Annotated in this window: 16 protein-coding genes; 6 read left to right on the top strand and 10 right to left on the bottom strand. The window is 34.6% G+C overall.

Annotated features, from left to right (window positions below):
* Window positions 1–3: 3 nt before the first annotated feature.
* The 4 genes from accC to ABXQ82_RS16600 form a co-directional block, all read right to left on the bottom strand.
* A complete protein-coding gene (gene accC / locus ABXQ82_RS16615) occupies window positions 4–1,446 on the bottom strand; it encodes an acetyl-CoA carboxylase biotin carboxylase subunit (protein WP_367062390.1) in 1,443 nt (480 codons plus the stop codon).
* Window positions 1,446–1,931 (bottom strand): acetyl-CoA carboxylase biotin carboxyl carrier protein subunit, encoded by a 486-nt coding sequence (locus ABXQ82_RS16610; protein ID WP_367062387.1) that lies wholly within the window; start codon window positions 1,929–1,931, stop codon window positions 1,446–1,448. Before ABXQ82_RS16610 ends, accC begins: the two co-directional genes overlap by 1 nt.
* 49 nt (window positions 1,932–1,980) lie before the next feature.
* Complete coding sequence (locus tag ABXQ82_RS16605; protein ID WP_367062384.1) at window positions 1,981–2,844, bottom strand: glycosyl hydrolase; 864 nt, start codon at window positions 2,842–2,844, stop codon at window positions 1,981–1,983.
* Window positions 2,845–2,911: 67 nt separating this feature from the next.
* Window positions 2,912–3,463 carry an NUDIX domain-containing protein gene (locus tag ABXQ82_RS16600; RefSeq protein ID WP_367062381.1) on the bottom strand — a complete coding sequence of 184 codons (552 nt, stop codon included), beginning with the start codon at window positions 3,461–3,463 and terminating at the stop codon, window positions 2,912–2,914.
* A 161-nt stretch (window positions 3,464–3,624) separates the two neighbouring features.
* On the opposite strand from ABXQ82_RS16600, the gene pyrR reads away from it, so the two are divergent.
* The 4 genes from pyrR to ABXQ82_RS16580 all read left to right on the top strand — a co-directional run bounded on the left by pyrR (window position 3,625) and on the right by ABXQ82_RS16580 (window position 6,508).
* Complete coding sequence (pyrR, locus tag ABXQ82_RS16595) at window positions 3,625–4,164, top strand: bifunctional pyr operon transcriptional regulator/uracil phosphoribosyltransferase PyrR (RefSeq protein WP_367062378.1); 540 nt, start codon at window positions 3,625–3,627, stop codon at window positions 4,162–4,164.
* Between the two features lie 165 nt (window positions 4,165–4,329).
* The gene (locus ABXQ82_RS16590) at window positions 4,330–5,259 is read left to right on the top strand and encodes an aspartate carbamoyltransferase catalytic subunit (protein WP_367062375.1); all 930 of its coding nucleotides are present in this window, start codon (window positions 4,330–4,332) and stop codon (window positions 5,257–5,259) included.
* A 3-nt stretch (window positions 5,260–5,262) separates the two neighbouring features.
* Window positions 5,263–5,595, top strand: a complete 333-nt coding sequence (locus ABXQ82_RS16585) for a ribonuclease Z (RefSeq protein ID WP_367062372.1) — start codon at window positions 5,263–5,265, stop codon at window positions 5,593–5,595.
* A gap of 4 nt (window positions 5,596–5,599) precedes the next feature.
* A complete protein-coding gene (locus ABXQ82_RS16580; protein WP_367062369.1) occupies window positions 5,600–6,508 on the top strand; it encodes a ribonuclease Z in 909 nt (302 codons plus the stop codon).
* Here ABXQ82_RS16580 and ABXQ82_RS16575 read toward each other — a convergent pair.
* Window positions 6,501–6,914 (bottom strand): hypothetical protein, encoded by a 414-nt coding sequence (locus tag ABXQ82_RS16575; protein ID WP_367062366.1) that lies wholly within the window; start codon window positions 6,912–6,914, stop codon window positions 6,501–6,503. The two genes, ABXQ82_RS16580 and ABXQ82_RS16575, sit on opposite strands and share 8 nt — an antisense overlap.
* A 161-nt stretch (window positions 6,915–7,075) precedes the next feature.
* Between ABXQ82_RS16575 and pdxH the strand changes: the two genes are divergently transcribed.
* Window positions 7,076–7,723: a pyridoxamine 5'-phosphate oxidase gene (gene pdxH / locus ABXQ82_RS16570; RefSeq protein ID WP_367062363.1), complete on the top strand. Its 648-nt coding sequence runs from the start codon at window positions 7,076–7,078 to the stop codon at window positions 7,721–7,723.
* A 166-nt stretch (window positions 7,724–7,889) separates the two neighbouring features.
* Window positions 7,890–8,387: a CAP domain-containing protein gene (locus ABXQ82_RS16565; protein ID WP_367062360.1), complete on the top strand. Its 498-nt coding sequence runs from the start codon at window positions 7,890–7,892 to the stop codon at window positions 8,385–8,387.
* Window positions 8,388–8,574: 187 nt separating this feature from the next.
* Here the strand turns inward: ABXQ82_RS16565 and ABXQ82_RS16560 are convergent, their stop codons facing one another.
* From ABXQ82_RS16560 to ABXQ82_RS16540, 5 genes are all read right to left on the bottom strand, one after another.
* Window positions 8,575–9,087: a hypothetical protein gene (locus ABXQ82_RS16560; RefSeq protein ID WP_367062357.1), complete on the bottom strand. Its 513-nt coding sequence runs from the start codon at window positions 9,085–9,087 to the stop codon at window positions 8,575–8,577.
* A 275-nt stretch (window positions 9,088–9,362) separates the two neighbouring features.
* The gene (locus ABXQ82_RS16555) at window positions 9,363–11,348 is read right to left on the bottom strand and encodes an OmpA family protein (protein WP_367062354.1); all 1,986 of its coding nucleotides are present in this window, start codon (window positions 11,346–11,348) and stop codon (window positions 9,363–9,365) included.
* Window positions 11,349–11,426: 78 nt separating this feature from the next.
* Window positions 11,427–13,349 carry an OmpA family protein gene (locus ABXQ82_RS16550; RefSeq protein WP_367062351.1) on the bottom strand — a complete coding sequence of 641 codons (1,923 nt, stop codon included), beginning with the start codon at window positions 13,347–13,349 and terminating at the stop codon, window positions 11,427–11,429.
* Between the two features lie 21 nt (window positions 13,350–13,370).
* On the bottom strand, window positions 13,371–14,291 hold the full coding sequence (locus ABXQ82_RS16545) for a type IX secretion system membrane protein PorP/SprF (protein WP_367062348.1): 921 nt from the start codon (window positions 14,289–14,291) through the stop codon (window positions 13,371–13,373).
* Between the two features lie 14 nt (window positions 14,292–14,305).
* The coding region (locus ABXQ82_RS16540; RefSeq protein ID WP_367062345.1) for a gliding motility-associated C-terminal domain-containing protein at window positions 14,306–16,973 on the bottom strand (2,668 nt) is incomplete at its 5' end.

Raw genomic sequence — 16,973 nt, 5'->3', positions numbered from 1 at the left:
GGACTAAATTTTTGGCACCCTTAATAATTTTTGATCTTTTAAATAATGTTTCACAGCAATTAAAGCAGCAACTTTAGCGTCACTTTCCATGTCCGCTTTTAGATTTTCTGGAGCGTAGTAATTTTTAACAAAATGCGTATCAAAATTACCAGAAATAAAAGCATCGTGTTCACAAACATATTTACCGAAAGGTAAAGTTGTTGCAACGCCTTCTACTTTATAATTGCTAATGGCTTGCTTCATGAGCATAATTGCTTCCTCACGAGTGTTTCCATAAGTGATTAATTTTGAAAGCATGGGGTCGTAGTAAATTGGAATATCCATACCTTCTTCATAGCCGTTATCAACTCGAATACCTTTTCCAACAGGAAGTTTATAAACGCTTAAATGTCCAACACTAGGTAAGAAATCATTTAATGGATCTTCGGCATACACTCTTAATTCCAAAGCGTGTCCGTTAATTTTTAAATCTTCTTGTTTTATATTGAGTTTCTCGCCACGAGCCACACGAATTTGCAACTCTACTAAATCTACACCTGAAATTAGTTCGGTTACGGGATGTTCTACCTGCAAACGTGTGTTCATTTCTAGAAAGTAAAAATTCAGGTTTTCGTCCAATAAAAACTCAACAGTTCCTGCACCTAAATAATCACAAGATTTTGCAACTTTTATGGCTGCTTCTCCCATTTGATTTCTTAATTCTGGAGTTAAAACAGATGAAGGTGCTTCTTCAACCACTTTTTGATGACGACGTTGAATACTGCATTCGCGTTCAAAAAAATGCAGCACATTGCCATGACTATCCGCCATCACTTGAATTTCAATATGGCGCGGAGAACTCACATATTTTTCTATAAAAACCGAACCATCACCAAATGCCGAAGTTGCTTCGCTTATGGCACGATTCATTTGAGATTCTAAATCTTTTTCTTTTTCAACAACGCGCATGCCTTTTCCACCGCCGCCAGCCGAAGCTTTTATTAAAATAGGAAATCCAATTTTATTGGCGATATCTTTTGCTTTTTTTACATCGGTTATAGCTTCATCAATACCCGGCACCATTGGGATGTCGTAAGCTTTAACCGCTTCTTTAGCAGCCAGTTTACTGCCCATTACTTTTATGGCTTTCGATTTTGGACCAATAAAAATGATGTCATTCTGTTCGCATAATTCAGCAAAATCGGCATTTTCACTTAAAAAGCCATATCCAGGATGAATGCCATCTACATTCAAACTTTTGGCGACTTCAATAATTTTATCGCCTTTTAAATAGGATTGATTAGATGGTGCTTCTCCAATTAAAATGGCTTCATCTGCAAACCTAACATGGGGCGCATTTCTATCAATTGTGGAGTAAACGGCAACAGTTTTAATACCCATTTTTCGAGCTGTTGTCATCACTCTTATTGCAATTTCTCCTCTATTTGCTACAAGTATTTTTTTCATTATTCGAATTCTATGATTAACTGATTCTTTTCAACGGCATCGCCCTTTTTCGCATTAATGGATTTTATAACACCATCAATAGGCGATGTGATGCTATTTTCCATTTTCATGGCTTCCAGAATTAACAGGGTATCATTTTCTTTAATGTCTTGTCCAACTTCAATATTTAGTTCCAAAATAAGACCGGGCATTGGTGCGATAATCGATTTGATTTCTTTTTTTAGACCTACGGAAAATCCCATTTTATCAATAAGTACATCGAGTTCATTTTTAATTGAAACTGTATAAGAGGTATTATTTACGGATATGGTGTAGGATTTAGAATTGAAATCGCTTTCCAATACTTCAACTTTAAAAGATCTTTGGTTGTGTAGCGCATGATAGGTGTTTTCTGAGGTTGCAATGACATCGACAACAGCAACATCGGCATCCTTTAAATCAAATTCGTAATTTTTATTGACAATCGTTTTATATGTTTTGCTCATATGTTTAATTGATTTTCTTTCTAAATATAAAGTTATCTTATGGATATATCTATTTAAGTTTCCAAGTTCTTACCCATTCGTATTGTGTGGTGCGTTCTTCCCAAGTGCCACTTTCAACCAAACCACCATCCTCTGGAATAGGGTTCCAATCGTAAGTTTCTATCGCCATGTGTACATATGCTGGCATATCCCATGTTACAGTTGGGTTCAATGTATAGACATATTTTCCATCGAGAAAACACAGAATTTCTGTTGGGGATTTCCACCATGCGCCATAGACGTAAAAACGTTCGTGATTTTTGGTTTCGGTAATTACAAAATCTTGATCGCGCTCAGATTCAGGGTGGCATTCTGTTTTTCTGTGAATGGCATTAGAGTGGAAAATTTGATCCCATTTTGTTGCCCAATCTTCGGTTTTTTCGGTAACCCTGCCGACACATTCCTGAATGTCCAGTTCTTCCTTTTTCTCACAATCGTATTTGCTCATCAGCCAAAACGTGGAGGACATTACTGTTTTATTGGCTTTCATTTTGCATTCAAAATACCAACCCACTTTCCCAGGATTTAAAGCTCTAACAATGCCGCCTTGGTGTGTGAATGTGCTACCTTTTTTTGTAACAGGTGTGTTCAATTTTCCAACGGTAACATTTAGTTTTCCATCTTTTATTACAACATTGCTAGCTTTGAAAAGGGCAGGAGGGCGACCATCCCAAGACCAATGATTACCAATCGGTTCTTTTTGCCATTTTTTCAGATTTAAATTGTTGCCATCAAATTCATCTGATAATTTCTTGATTTTTTTCCAAGTTTTTTCTTTGGGTTTTGGGTCTTCTTCAGATTGAAAAAAAGGAGATTGAGCAAAACTTAAAAATGGATGTAAAGAAAAAATTATGAGGGTTAAAAAGAATTTCATTAAGATGAATTTTGTAAAAATAACACCTCTAATTTAATGAAATTTAAATTCTAAGTGACGGCTTCTGTTAATTAATTCTTCCAATAATTTTTTGAAGAATCAATTCGTAATAGTTTTTATTAGAAGCCACAAAATGATCATTCTCTCCAATGTTTTCTAATAAAGCTTCAAATTCTTTAAACGAAACTAGTTTAAGTGCTTCAACTTCTTCTTCTTGGAGCGTTAATTCAGAAAGCGGCACTTTAAGTTCTGCGATAAATGTATTGTGAAATTCGTTATCAATAATACCATTCTCATAACTTTGAAAACAATTAAAAACCCCAATAAGTTCCAAATCATCTTCTTTTAAAGTGATGCCTATTTCTTCAAAACCTTCTCTTATAGCTGCTTGTTTAGGGGTTTCTCCAGCATCGATATGTCCAGCAACGGAGACGTCCCAGAGTAGTGGGCAAATAGCTTTTTTTGCAGAGCGTTGTGACAATAAAATCTCTTTTTCCTTGGTAAACAACCATAAATGAGCCGTGTTATGGTAATATCCTTTTTGATGGACTACAGACTTCAGTTCCGTTTTCCCCGTTGGAATATTGGCTTTGGTAACTATATCAATGTATTCGTCCATAATTAAAATCTGAGTCTAATAGCAACAAATTTAGTAGAATTCTATTGAAATTTTAAAACTGATCAATTCATTTTTTGATGATTATTATTAAAGCACACTAAAACAAACCCGTTTTAATTTTTTGCATTACCTTTGTACTCCAAATACGTTTGGATAGTAATATGAGTCAAAAAGTTTTACTTAACGCAAAAGAGGTAAACATCATTCTTCATCGATTGGCTTGTCAACTTATTGAAAAACATAACGATTTCTCAAATACGGTTTTAATTGGACTGCAACCGCGTGGTGTGTTTTTAGCTGATAGAATCGCAAAAATTCTTAAAGAGGATTATAAAGTCAAAGACATTAAATTAGGCTATTTAGACATTACTTTTTATCGCGATGATTTTAGAAGAAGTGAAAAACCTTTGGAAGCAAATTCTACCAAAATCGATTTTATAGTTGAAGATAAAAACATTGTGTTTATTGATGATGTGTTGTATAGTGGAAGAAGTATAAGAGCTGCATTAACGGCAATACAGTCCTTTGGAAGACCTAATGAAATAGAATTACTGACCTTAATTGACAGACGATTTAGCAGGCATTTACCGATTCAGCCAGATTATAGAGGAAGACAAGTAGATGTTATAAATAGTGAAAAAGTAAAAGTAAACTGGAAGGAACATGATGCGGAAGATTCGGTTTACTTGATTGATAAATAGGACGGGAGACGGATGAGGGAAGACGGATGACTGATGACGGAAGACGGAAGACATAGGACTGATGACCGATGACCGATGACCGATGACGGAAAATTACATGCTGAAGTACTGGCAACTGAAGACTGCCAATTGAAGACTGAATTGAAAACTGAATACTAAAAAATAATGAGCGAATTAAGTGTAAATCACTTACTGGGAATAAAATATCTTAACAAACAGGATATTCAACTTATTTTTGAAACTGCCGATCATTTTAAGGAAGTGATTAACAGGCCCATAAAAAAAGTACCTTCATTAAGGGATATTACCATTGCCAATTTATTTTTTGAAAACTCCACAAGAACAAAATTATCTTTTGAATTGGCTGAAAAACGATTGTCTGCCGATGTTATTAATTTTTCATCTGCACAATCTTCAGTTAAGAAAGGCGAGACTTTAATAGATACGGTAAATAATATTTTATCTATGAAAGTAGATATGGTAGTGATGCGTCATCCAAACCCTGGAGCTGGCGTATTTTTATCTAAACACGTTAATGCAAGTATTATAAATGCAGGCGATGGTGCGCATGAACACCCAACACAAGCCTTGTTGGATTCGTATTCCATAAGAGAACGATTGGGTGAGGTAAAAGGCAAAAAAGTGGTCATAGTTGGCGATATTTTACACAGTAGGGTAGCGCTCTCTAATATTTTTGCCTTGCAACTACAAAGGGCAGAAGTTATGGTTTGCGGCCCCAAAACATTGATTCCTAAATATATTGATAAATTAGGTGTTAAGGTTGAAACTAATTTACGGAAAGCACTTAATTGGTGTGATGTAGCAAACATGCTTCGTGTACAAAACGAGCGTATGGATATTAGCTATTTTCCTTCAACCAGAGAATATACCCAACAGTTTGGAGTAAATAAAGCGCTGTTAGATAGTTTAGATAAAGAAATTACCATCATGCACCCTGGCCCCATAAACAGAGGGGTAGAGATTACTAGTGATGTCGCAGATTCTAAACAGGCTATCATTCTAAATCAAGTACAAAATGGTGTTGCAATTAGAATGGCTGTGATTTATTTATTAGCTTCGAAAATAAAACAGTAAATCATGATTATTGATAAGAACGAAAATATTACAACAATAACCCAGGAAAAGTTCACAGTTATAGAATTGGTTAAAAAACTGGAAGCTTTATATCCTAAATATAAAAATGATAATATTATTATCGTTTTAACTTCATTGGAAAAAATAAGTCCAGAAACTATAAATGAGTTTCTTCAAATTTCAAATATTCATAGAAAAGCAAAACATTCTTTCGTAATTGTTTCAGCTAAAGTAGATCTAGATGCTATTCCAGATGAATTGGTAGTTGTGCCAACGCAACAAGAAGCTCTTGATATCATTGAAATGGAAGAAATGGAACGCGATTTAGGGTTTTAATATAATGAAACTAACCATTTTAGGCTGTTATAGCGCGACTCCAAGAACTTTAGGAAACACAACCTCTCAAGTATTAGAAATCAACAATCATATGTTTTTAATAGATTGTGGAGAAGGTACACAGGTGCAATTGCGTAAACATAAAGTGAAATTCAATCGTATTAAGCGCATTTTTATTTCGCATCTTCATGGCGATCATTTTTTTGGGTTGGTGGGTTTAATTTCAACATTTAGATTATTGACCAGAAAAGCAGATTTGCATATTTATGGCCCTAAGGGTATTAAAGAATTAGTAACGCTTCACATGAAGCTTGCAGATTCTTGGACAAACTTTAATTTATATTTTCATGAACTGACTTCAAAAGCATCAGAATTAATTTTTGAAGATGATGTTGTTGAAGTTCACACTATTCCTTTAGAACACCGTGTTTATACCAATGGGTACTTGTTTAAGGAAAAGGTAGGCGATAGAAAATTAAATATTGAAGCAGCTGAAAATGCCAAAATAGATGTGGCGTATTACCGAAAGTTAAAACAGGGTTTTGATGTTGAAAATAAAGACGGTATTCTTATAAAAAACGATACGGTAACATCACGAGGAGACAAGCCTAAAAGCTATGCGTTTTGTAGTGATACGGTTTATAAAGAAGATATAATTCCAATTATTAAAAATGTAGATGTGTTATACCATGAATCTACTTTTTTAGAAAAGAACGCGGAGTTAGCCCCCAAAACAAAACATTCTACAGCAAAACAAGCTGCAAATATTGCAAAGCAAGCCAATGCTGGTACTTTAATTTTGGGACATTATTCTTCGCGTTATCCAAATTTAGAAGATTTTAGAACGGAAGCAAAAACAGTTTTCGATAATGTTGAATTAGCAGAAGATGGTAAAACTTTCGACTTTAATTAAACTCTTCTAAGCTTTCAACCCAACCAATAGCTTCACTTAAAGATAAGCAACGTTTAATACTTTTCTTTGCAAAGTGTTTTTCTAAAGACGCATTTATGTAATTAGAATTGTTGTAAGCAACAATGGCACTTGCAACAAGTATATTGTATTTTTGTACTATTTTTATCCAGTTTTGAGGGTCAACTGAGTATGAATTAATTCTATTTGAAATAAAGGCTATTGGTTTAAACTCCCCATAAAACTTGATAATCTCTTTTACAAGTATTTCTGTTTTTTCCCAATCAAAATGGACGCCTTCAAATAATTCGCCAATAAAAAAATTAGGACATAAATAATAGTTGCCAAAAGGAAGTTCTAATTTATAAGGTTTTAACTTCTCAAAATAGGGAGACTTTTCAAATTTCATTGGTTAGTGAATGAATTTAAATTAATAAAGTTGAGAGATGTGTCAAGATAAGAAGTTTAAGACAATATTTCACTATATACTGAATAAACTTCAACCTTACCTTCATAATTTTAAAATTCATTTGGTATTATTAAACATTAATTTTTCGTTAATTTCGTAATATGGAAAAGGATTTAAGCAATTACCGAAAGTCTTATGAAAAAGGCGAATTACTTTTAAGGGATGCCCCGGAAAATCCCATGGAATTATTCCAAAAATGGTTTTATGACGTCGATCAATTTTTTCCAGAGGATGAAAACAATGCTATGACTATTTCTACTATTGGGCTAGATGGTTTTCCTAAAAATAGGGTAGTGCTTCTAAAAAAGTTTACTTATGAAGGCTTTATTTTCTATACAAATTATAAAAGTGAAAAAGGTAGGGCTATAGAAAAAAATCCTAATGTATGTCTGTCATTTTTTTGGCATGCAGCTGAACGACAAATCATTATTAAGGGAAAAGCCGAAAAAATTGCACCAAATCTTAGTGATGGTTATTTTGAATCGCGCCCAAAGGGAAGCCAGTTAGGTGCTTTGGTTTCTAATCAAAGTGAAGTTGTTTTAAATAGAGAAGTACTAGAAGAAAAGCTGAAAGACTTGGAGGTTGCATATGAGGGAAAGGAAATAGAAAGACCAGAATATTGGGGCGGCTATATTGTGAAACCTGTTGAAATTGAGTTTTGGCAGGGGAGACCTAATAGACTTCATGACCGCATCCGATATCAATTGCAAACAGACTACAATTGGGCAATTGATCGATTATCTCCTTAAAATATCGTTGAAACGCATAAATTCATACAATAAAAGTGTATTTCATCGATTAAAAACATAATTATTCGATGAAATACATGTTTTTAATCGATTTTAACATTTCGTTAACGCTTTGCGCAGGGTTAGACAACTAGATTTACAGCACCAAATCTAAATTTAACTAACCATGAAGTTATTAACCAAGTTGTCGTTATTGGCATGTTTAGCCCTTTTTTCATTTTCCTGCTCTACAGATTCTATGGATGATAAAGTTGATGCCATAACAGCAGAAAACCTTGTGCTTCCAGCAACAAAAACCATAGAAATAGAAATCCTTGAATTGATTAATAACCATAGATTATCAGAGGGTTTAAATCCTTTAAACAATATGACGGTTATTAAATCTACGGCATACAGCCATACCGATTATATGGTGGATAACCAAGCAGTATCTCACGAGAACTTTTTCGCAAGGAGTAATTATTTAAAAGCAAATGCAGGGGCTAAAAGAGTTTCTGAAAATGTAGCTTACGGATTTACTTCGGCAGATTCTGTTGTAAAAGCATGGATGAAAAGCGAAGGGCATAGAAAAAATATTGAAGGAGATTATACGGATTTTGAAATCTCTGCAGAACAAGATGTAGATGGTAGATGGTACTATACTAACATTTTTATAAAAAAATAACTGCTTTAAAAAAGTAGTAAAAACATAGCCTTATAATTTACTGATTAATAGCCACAATTGAATGTTTGATTTAATTTTTTGAGTTAGTTAATAATAAGGTTGTATTGATAACTTAATTGTTATTGAATTTAGCTTTAGGTATAAATCCTTCCAGAAATGGGAGGATTTTTTTGTTATTGTAATTAATTCATGATACATGCGTCATTTTAATCTCATCGATTACCCACTTTCCATTATCTTTTCTAATAAATACTCTGAATTCAGCTCCGCATAATTTCCCACAACCTATTCCGCTTTTTAAAATTCCGAAAGATTTTGTTGAATCAAATTGTATTCTTGATAAATGGGTTGTGCCGCTTAAATGAAAATCATATTCTTTTTTCCAAATATCACTTCCTTTGGGAAACCCAGAAAGATATTTGAATTTCAACTTTTCATCCGTTTTTAATTTTTTCAAGTCAATTTTGTATTTGACATTCAAATCCGTGGAGTCAAGTTTTAAACTTTGTTTTGCGAAATGTTTTACAAGTAGGCAGATTTCTTTAGTTTCTAATGGATAAACAGAATCTCTAATTGCAACAACCAGCTTTATAGAGTTTTCTTTTAATTCTGCTTTTCTTTGTTCGAATTCTTTTAATTTTTGCCCCATTCCAGTTGTATCAGTTCCAATGATTTCACCTTTTTCGTTAAAAATAGGCATTGGTGGAGGTGGAGATATAAGTCGATAGTCGAATTGCAAAGAGTCCATTAAAGCAGGAAATATTTCATAAACTACAGACTGTTCAAATTCTAATTCAGATTGTTTTTTACAACTGAAAAAAACTAGAATTATTGATATTAATAGAAAAGTTCGTTTTGTAGTCATATGCGTTTTTAACTTCGATATAAGGATAATTTCACGCTAAAATAACAAACAAAAAAACCATCAAAAGCATAACTCTTGATGGTTTTTGGTTATTATAAACTAAGATTAAATTATTTCACTTTAAGTACTATAAAGTTGGTACGTCTGTTAAGCTTGTGCTGCGCTTCCGTACAACGTATTGAACCATCGCAACCATTTGTTAGTTTGCGTTCGCCATAGCCTATAAATTCAGTTATTCTAGCTGCATCTATACCTTTAGAGTTTAAATACCTAAATGTAGCGTTCGCTCTTTTTTGGGATAACCATTCGTTGTAAGCACTAGGTCCTCTAGAATCGGTATGAGATTCAATTTTAATGGTCATTTCGGGATACTTGTTCATTAAATCAATAATTCTTGCCAATTCATCAGAATCTTCGTTTCTAATTCGAGTACTATCAAAACCAAAGTAAATTGGGCCTAATTTTAGATTTGATATTAAAGCATCAGTATTATTGTCATCATCAGGATTGTCAGATGTGTCTGTTGCAGTTTCAGTAGTATCATCAGTTGATGTTTTAATCGGACTAATACTAAAGTCAACTGTTAGACTTTTAGCATCTTTCGACACGCCTTTGGTTGTAATGGCAACAGCATTTTCTGGATAGCCCTCTTTATTTACCTTAACAATATAATCGGCTTCTCTATCAATATTAATTTCATATTTACCGTCCTTGTCAGTTTCAATATAAACAATTTGAATACCTTCTGGATCGGATAGTTTCACCAAAGCATTTGGAATAGGAGCGCCGTTTACAGAGTCCTTAACTGTCCCTTCAAGTTTTAAACGAGGTATTCTGTGGTAGGCATAAATATCGTCATCACCTTTACCACCTTCTCTGTTTGAAGCCATATAGCCCGTGATACCATCATTATTCATAAAGAATGAAAAGTCATCTTTATTGGAATTTACGGGAAGTCCTAAATTCACAACACTTTCAATGGCTTTATTTTGATTATAAACCGTAGCGAAAATATCCAGAAGCCCAAGTCCTAAATGACCATCAGAAGAAAAGAATAAAATATCTTCTGTGTTTATAAAGGGAAACAACTCATTGTCTTTGGTATTGATAATATCCCCGGCATTTTGTGGGGTTCCGAATGAACCGTCTTTGTTGATATCAACATAATAAATATCTGATCCTCCAAAACCTCCAGGCATATCCGAAGCAAAATATAATTTTGTTTCATCACTATTTAAAGTTGGGTGACCCACGGAATACTCTTTATTATTAAATGGTAGCGCTTCTAAATTTGTCCATTCGCCATCCACTAAAGATGCACGATAAATCATAAGGTTACTAATACCATCTTTATCTTTTTCCAATTCATATTTACTAAAGTTGTTTCTCGAAAAATACATGGTTTTACCATCTTTGGTAATAATTACAGGCCCATCGTGGTATCTTGAATTAACATCACCTTGTAATTTTGATTTATGGTGAACGATACTATCAGCATCTTTTTCAGTAACATAAACATCAAGAAAAGGCTGTTCATTCCATCCATAAATATGTTTTTGAGACACGCCTTTATCTGCAGATGATGCAAAATATACGTTGCCATTATGCTCAAAGGCTCCAAAATCACTCAATTCAGAATTGATTTTTACTTCCTTTAAAAAATAGGTGTTTTCTGCATTGAATACAGCAGTAATAAAGTCTGGATCTCTTGAAAGTTTATTCTTTTCAATAATCCCGCCGGCATCTTTAAACTTCTTTAACCACACACGAGAGGTTTTATAATCATTTTGACCTCTTAAAGCTTGTGCGTATTTATAATAATATTCAACAGGTACGTTTTCTTGTTGTACTGTCTTTTTATAATATACAGAAGCACTATCCGGGTTTCTCATGTAGGCATAACAATCTGCTACTTGTCTTGTAGCGTAATCTGCGTTATAATCTTTAGAGATGAGCTTTTTGTAGGTTTTAACAGCATCAACAAAGGCAAACTTGTAAAATAGGCTATCTGCCTTTTTTTGCATCCCCTGTTGCGCAAAAGCACTTAAGCTTGCTATTAGCACGAGAGAGATTAATAAGTAATTTTTTAGTTTCATGGGGACTTGTTTTAATTAAAATAACCTAGATGTCTAGTACATTTTAATAGTGATAGCACAAAGGGTTAATTTGTGTTTTTATTCCATTTTTACAACTATAAATTGAGTTCTACGGTTTAATTGATGGTCTTTATCCTCACATTTAGCACCGTCTTCACAACCATTTGTAAGTCGTCTTTCTCCAAAACCTTTATGTTCTGTAATACGACTTGGGTCTATACCTTTTGAAATTAAATAGGCGTATGTTGAATTTGCACGATCTATAGATAATCTGTCATTGTATGATAATGTTCCTCTTGAATCTGTGTGAGATTCAATTCTAATTACCATTTCAGGATAATCTTCGTTCATTAACTTCACAATTTTATCCAATTCCTTTTTGGCGTCTTCCCGAATATTATGTTTGTTAAAATCAAAATAAATAGTGTTTAATGCTAAACTTGCTAATACTTCAACTTTTTGTACAGGGTTTAAAATTAAATTTGCAACAATAACGGATTCGATACTTGAAATGTTTTTAGAAGAGAATTCTCTATAATCATCAATATATTTGTTTTGGCTCGCTACAATTTTATAATCTTTATTTCTGTCAATGTTAATTTCGTAAAATCCATCTTTATCTGTAGCTACATAGGCAATTTCGTTACCATCGGCATCTACTAATTTAATCTTAGAGTTTGGTACAGGTTTCGTATTTATAGCATCTACAACTTGTCCGCGAACATTAAGTAATGGTTTACGATAGTATTCATAAATATCATCACTACCACGACCACCTCTTCTGTTTGAAGAAAAATATCCTGTTAAACCATCTTCATTCATGGTGAAACTAAAATCATCTTTTTCAGAATTTACAGGAATACCTAAATTAACTACATCTGTTATCTCTCCATTCTCATTTGAAATTGTACCAAAAACATCTAGTAAACCTAAACCAAAATGACCATCAGAAGAAAAGAATAAAATCCCTTCGTTATTCATAAATGGTGTGCCTTCGGTATCTTTTGTGTTGACTACTTTACCTAAATTTTGTGGTTCGCCTAAAGTTTCGTCAGGGTTTATATCCACATAATAAATATCCGATCCACCTTCGCCGCCTGGCATGTCTGAAGAAAAATACAATCTGTTGTTTTCTTTATTCAATGCTGGGTGCTGTACAGAGTAATTGTTATTGCTAAATGGCAATTTTTCAACATTAGTCCAAATACTATCTTTTAAAGTAGCCTTGTAGATACTCATTTGGCTCACACCTTTTTTATCGGTTTCCTTACCAAATCTATTGGCTGCATTTCTTGAGAAATACATGGTTTTACCATCATTGGTAATAGTCACAGGGCCATCATGATAAATTGAATTGATATCTCCCTTTAATTTGAAGGAGTGATCTACTTTTCTTCTACTGCCTTTTTCAGTTACGTAAATATCGAGAAAAGGCTGTTCGTTCCAACCGTATAAGCGTTTAACAGAAACACCTTCGTCTCTAGCAGAGGTAAAGTAAATTTTTCCATTATGCTCAATAGCACCAAAATCGCTAAATCTTGAATTGATACGTGTTCGCTTTAAAAAGTATTGTTTTTTGGCACTAAACACATGCGCCATAAAATCTAGGTCTTTTTCAAAACTCTCAGTATTCGTAACGCCACCTGAGTCTTTAAAGCGTTGGAACCATTCTCTAGATTCTTTATATTTTTTTATGCCTCTTAAAGATTGTGCATAACTGTAATAGTAATCAATTGGTACTTCATCTTGCTCCACAACTCTCTTATAATAGCGAGATGCCATTGCTGGATTCCTTAGATAGGCATAACAATCGGCAAGCTGTCTTGTAGCATAATCTTTGTTGTAATTATTTCTAATAAGATCTTTATAAACTTCAGCAGCTTTTACGAATGAGAATTTATTAAATAATGTGTCTGCTCTTCTTTGTCTGCCTTGTTGGGCATAAGCTTCAGACCCCATTATTAATATGAGACCAATTATTATGTAGTTTTTTAATTTCATAGTGAATTAATCCTCTTGGGTTTAGAAATATCTTGGTGATTTTAGTTTAGAACTTAAGAATCTAAATTCATAAATTAATAGTACTTCATGGGTGCCGCTGGTGTATCTTCTAATTTCTGAAATAGGTTTTTCATAAGAATACCCAATTCGTAATTGGCGAGATACTTGAATATCTGCAAAACCACCTAAGGCGGAAGTAGATTCATTTATTCTATAAGATCCACCTAACCAGAATTTTTCATTAAATAGAAAGTTTGCTGTTAGGTCAAATGAAAGTGGCGCACCATTAGTAGCTTTCATTAAAGCCGAAGGTTTGAATTTAACAGTCTCACCTAAATCTATAACCACACCAGTTGTTACATAATAACTTAAACGTTCTAGGGCTTCAAAACCATCCTCTGTATTTCTATCGGTATTTAAAACTCTAGGAGCAGAAGCACCAACATAGAATCTATTTGTGTGATAGAATACACCTAAACCAATGTTTGGCGTCCATCTATCTTGAACACCTCTAATAGAAGGGTCGAAATTTTGAGACCGTCTGAAATCTGGGTCTAAACTATAACTTGTGAATCCTCCTTTTACACCAAAAGCTAATTTTCCAGTATCACCAGTTGGAATGGTATATGAGAAATCTGCATATAAATACGAGAAATTCTCAGGACCTAAATCATCTTCAATAAAGGACAAACCTAAACCAATTCTATCATTCCTTAGAGGTGTGTGAATAGATAGGGTTTGCGTGATAGGGCCACCATCAAAACCAACCCATTGGCTTCTATGTAATCCAACAATGCTTAAAGCTTCTCTACTTCCTGCATAGGCAGGGTTTATAGAAATAGTGTTATACATGTACTGTGTAAATTGTGGTAATTGCTGTGCAACACCGACAGTACAACTGAATAACGCAAAAGCGATTATATAACGTTTAATAAGTTTCATAGGTTAAAAGTTTATTATTTGGTTCCTATATAAATTGGACCAGTATAAGGAGCCAATCCACTATTTTCTAAGGTTATTATGTAATAGTAAGTTCCGTTTGGTACTTTACCCGCAGAGCCTACTGATGATTTATGGGAAGTTCCTTGCCATGGACCTTGACCTTCTCCAAGAGTATAGGCACTAGATTCATATATTAAGGCACCCCAACGGTTGAATATTTTAACGTTAGCCGTGAAACCACACAGTTCAATACCCATGATGTCGAAACTATCATTTATACCATCTCCATTAGGTGTTACAGCTTTAGATATTACAACATCAGTATCACCACATGGCAGTACTATACAATCTGGAATAATAGCCATACTTACTTCAGTAATATTGATACAACCATTGTCTAAACCGGTATATCTAAACAGATAGTCTATATCATCTGTACCTGGTTTGAAGTTTTCTGATGGTTCTAGTGTTGTTGGGTTAAATAAATTTCCGTTAAGTTCTGCCATATCATCTCCTTCAATTAATTCCCAAGTACCTTCTTTATTATCAGAAGTTAAGAAGTCATTTAAATCTATAATACCATCATTATGACATTTATCTGGTCCAGTAACTTGAGTGATTATTTCATCAAGCTTTACATTTAATGTTTGCGTATATACTGCTTCATTGGTACATGCATCTCTAACAGTCCAGGTTCTTATAATTTGATAATCGTTAAACATAGTATCATCAAATCCATTAACCTCGTTAAATACAACAGTTATATTTGCATCACTTGAACAGTTATCAGTAAATGTTACTGAAGGGGCATCTGGAATATCCGTACAACTTACCGTTAGCTCTCTTTCGAAATCTGTTGATGGCGTTGGAGCAGTAGTGTCAACCACAGTAATATTTTGTGCGTATGCTACAAATAATCCACATTCATCAGTTGCTGTATATGTACGCTCTATTTTATAAGAACCTTCACAAGCACCAGGAGTAGTTACATCTGTTACAGTAACATTGGCGTCGCTACAATTATCAGAGGCGGTTATGTTTTCTGCTACAGGAATTGCATCACATTCAACTGTTATATCGCCTGGTAGGCGTCCGTCGAAAGTAGGTAGCGTTGTGTCTTCAATAGTGAAAGTAGCATCAACTTCAATAGCGTTACCACATTCATCTTTAAGCGTAAATGTTACAGTCTCCGTACCAGTAGCTCCACAAAGGTCACTAAGTCCAGCACTATTTGTAGTAACAGCAGCAGTTCCACAAGTATCAGTTCCTGAGAATGAAGTTAACCATGCAGCAAACGCGCCGCTAGGGTCTATTGTTCCGTCACATTCTACCGTCATATCAACAGGAACGTTAGTCCAAGTTGGAGCAGTAGTATCTATAATACCGAAAGTTGCATCCTTTGTTATTAGATTACCACATTCGTCGGTAAGTGTAAATGTTACAGTTTCAGATGCAGTTGCGCCGCAAATGTTACTTAATCCAGAACTGTTATTTGTTACTGTAGCAGTACTACAAGTATCTGTTCCTGAGAATGAAGTTAACCAATTGGCAAATGCACCACTAGGATCAGTTGTGCCATCACATTCTACGGTCATATCGGTAGGAGTGTTAGTCCAAGTTGGATTCGTAGTATCTTGAATAGTGAAAGTCACATCTTTTGATATATCGTTACCACATTCGTCCGTAAGTGTAAACGTTACAGTCTCTGTGCCAGTAGCGCCACAAAGGTCGCTAAGTCCGGTACTATTTGAAGTAACTGTAGCAGTTCCACAAGCATCAGTTCCAGAAAATGAAACTAACCAAGCAGCAAATGCACCATTAGGATCGGCAGTACCATCACATTCTACAGTCATATCCATAGGCTCATTAATCCAAGTTGGATCAGTTGTATCTTGAATAGTGAAGGTTGCATCCATTGTTATATCGTTACCACATTCATCCGTAAGTGTAAACGTTACGGTTTCCGAACCAGTAGCCCCACACAGGTCGCTAAGTCCAGCGGTATTAGTAGTTACGGTAGTATTGCCACAAGCATCAGTTCCAGAGAACGACGTTAACCAAGTAGCGAATGCGCCATTAGGGTCAGCAGTTCCATCACATTCTACAGTCATATCAGTAGGTGCGTTAACCCATGTTGGGTCGGTTGTATCTTGAATAGTGAACGTAGCGTCTGCAGTAATAGCATTACCACATTCATCAGTTAATGTGAACGTTACCATTTCTGAACCGTTTGCACCACAAAGATTGCTTAAAGTATTACTATTGTTGGTTACAGTTGCAGTACTACACGTATCGGTTCCAGTAAATGAATTTAACCATAGGGTTAATGCTCCATTAGCATCAGTTGTTCCATCGCACTCAACTGTTAAATCAGCGGGTGCATTAATCCAAGTAGGGTTTGTAGTATCTTCAATAGTGAAGGTGGCATCGGCAGTAATTGCGTTACCACATTCATCGGTAAGTGTAAACGTTACAGTTTCAGTACCAGTAGCACCACACAGGTCGCTAAGTCCAGTACTGTTAGTAGTTACCGCAGCAGAACCACAGGTATCCGTTCCAGAGAAGGACGCTAACCAAGCAGCAAACGCACCACTAGGATCGGCAGTACCGTCACATTCTACAGTCATATCCGCAGGAGTATTAGTCCAGGTAGGGTTTGTAGTATCTTCAATAGTGAAGGTG

The sequence above is a fragment of the Algibacter sp. 2305UL17-15 genome (assembly GCF_040720935.1).
GTDB lineage: Bacteria > Bacteroidota > Bacteroidia > Flavobacteriales > Flavobacteriaceae > Jejuia.
Note: the sequence above shows the minus strand (reverse complement) of the source record. Positions and strands in the feature narration are given on the sequence as shown.

Bases quoted from the DNA above. Each gene is read 5' to 3' on its own strand.
- accC (WP_367062390.1), bottom strand. From the start codon at position 1,446: ATGAAAAAAATACTTGTAGCAAATAGAGGAGAAATTGCAATAAGAGTG.
- ABXQ82_RS16610 (WP_367062387.1), bottom strand. From the start codon at position 1,931: ATGAGCAAAACATATAAAACGATTGTCAATAAAAATTACGAATTTGAT.
- ABXQ82_RS16605 (WP_367062384.1), bottom strand. From the start codon at position 2,844: ATGAAATTCTTTTTAACCCTCATAATTTTTTCTTTACATCCATTTTTA.
- ABXQ82_RS16600 (WP_367062381.1), bottom strand. From the start codon at position 3,463: ATGGACGAATACATTGATATAGTTACCAAAGCCAATATTCCAACGGGG.
- pyrR (WP_367062378.1), top strand. From the start codon at position 3,625: ATGAGTCAAAAAGTTTTACTTAACGCAAAAGAGGTAAACATCATTCTT.
- ABXQ82_RS16590 (WP_367062375.1), top strand. From the start codon at position 4,330: ATGAGCGAATTAAGTGTAAATCACTTACTGGGAATAAAATATCTTAAC.
- ABXQ82_RS16585 (WP_367062372.1), top strand. From the start codon at position 5,263: ATGATTATTGATAAGAACGAAAATATTACAACAATAACCCAGGAAAAG.
- ABXQ82_RS16580 (WP_367062369.1), top strand. From the start codon at position 5,600: ATGAAACTAACCATTTTAGGCTGTTATAGCGCGACTCCAAGAACTTTA.
- ABXQ82_RS16575 (WP_367062366.1), bottom strand. From the start codon at position 6,914: ATGAAATTTGAAAAGTCTCCCTATTTTGAGAAGTTAAAACCTTATAAA.
- pdxH (WP_367062363.1), top strand. From the start codon at position 7,076: ATGGAAAAGGATTTAAGCAATTACCGAAAGTCTTATGAAAAAGGCGAA.
- ABXQ82_RS16565 (WP_367062360.1), top strand. From the start codon at position 7,890: ATGAAGTTATTAACCAAGTTGTCGTTATTGGCATGTTTAGCCCTTTTT.
- ABXQ82_RS16560 (WP_367062357.1), bottom strand. From the start codon at position 9,087: ATGCCTATTTTTAACGAAAAAGGTGAAATCATTGGAACTGATACAACT.
- ABXQ82_RS16555 (WP_367062354.1), bottom strand. From the start codon at position 11,348: ATGAAACTAAAAAATTACTTATTAATCTCTCTCGTGCTAATAGCAAGC.
- ABXQ82_RS16550 (WP_367062351.1), bottom strand. From the start codon at position 13,349: ATGAAATTAAAAAACTACATAATAATTGGTCTCATATTAATAATGGGG.
- ABXQ82_RS16545 (WP_367062348.1), bottom strand. From the start codon at position 14,291: ATGAAACTTATTAAACGTTATATAATCGCTTTTGCGTTATTCAGTTGT.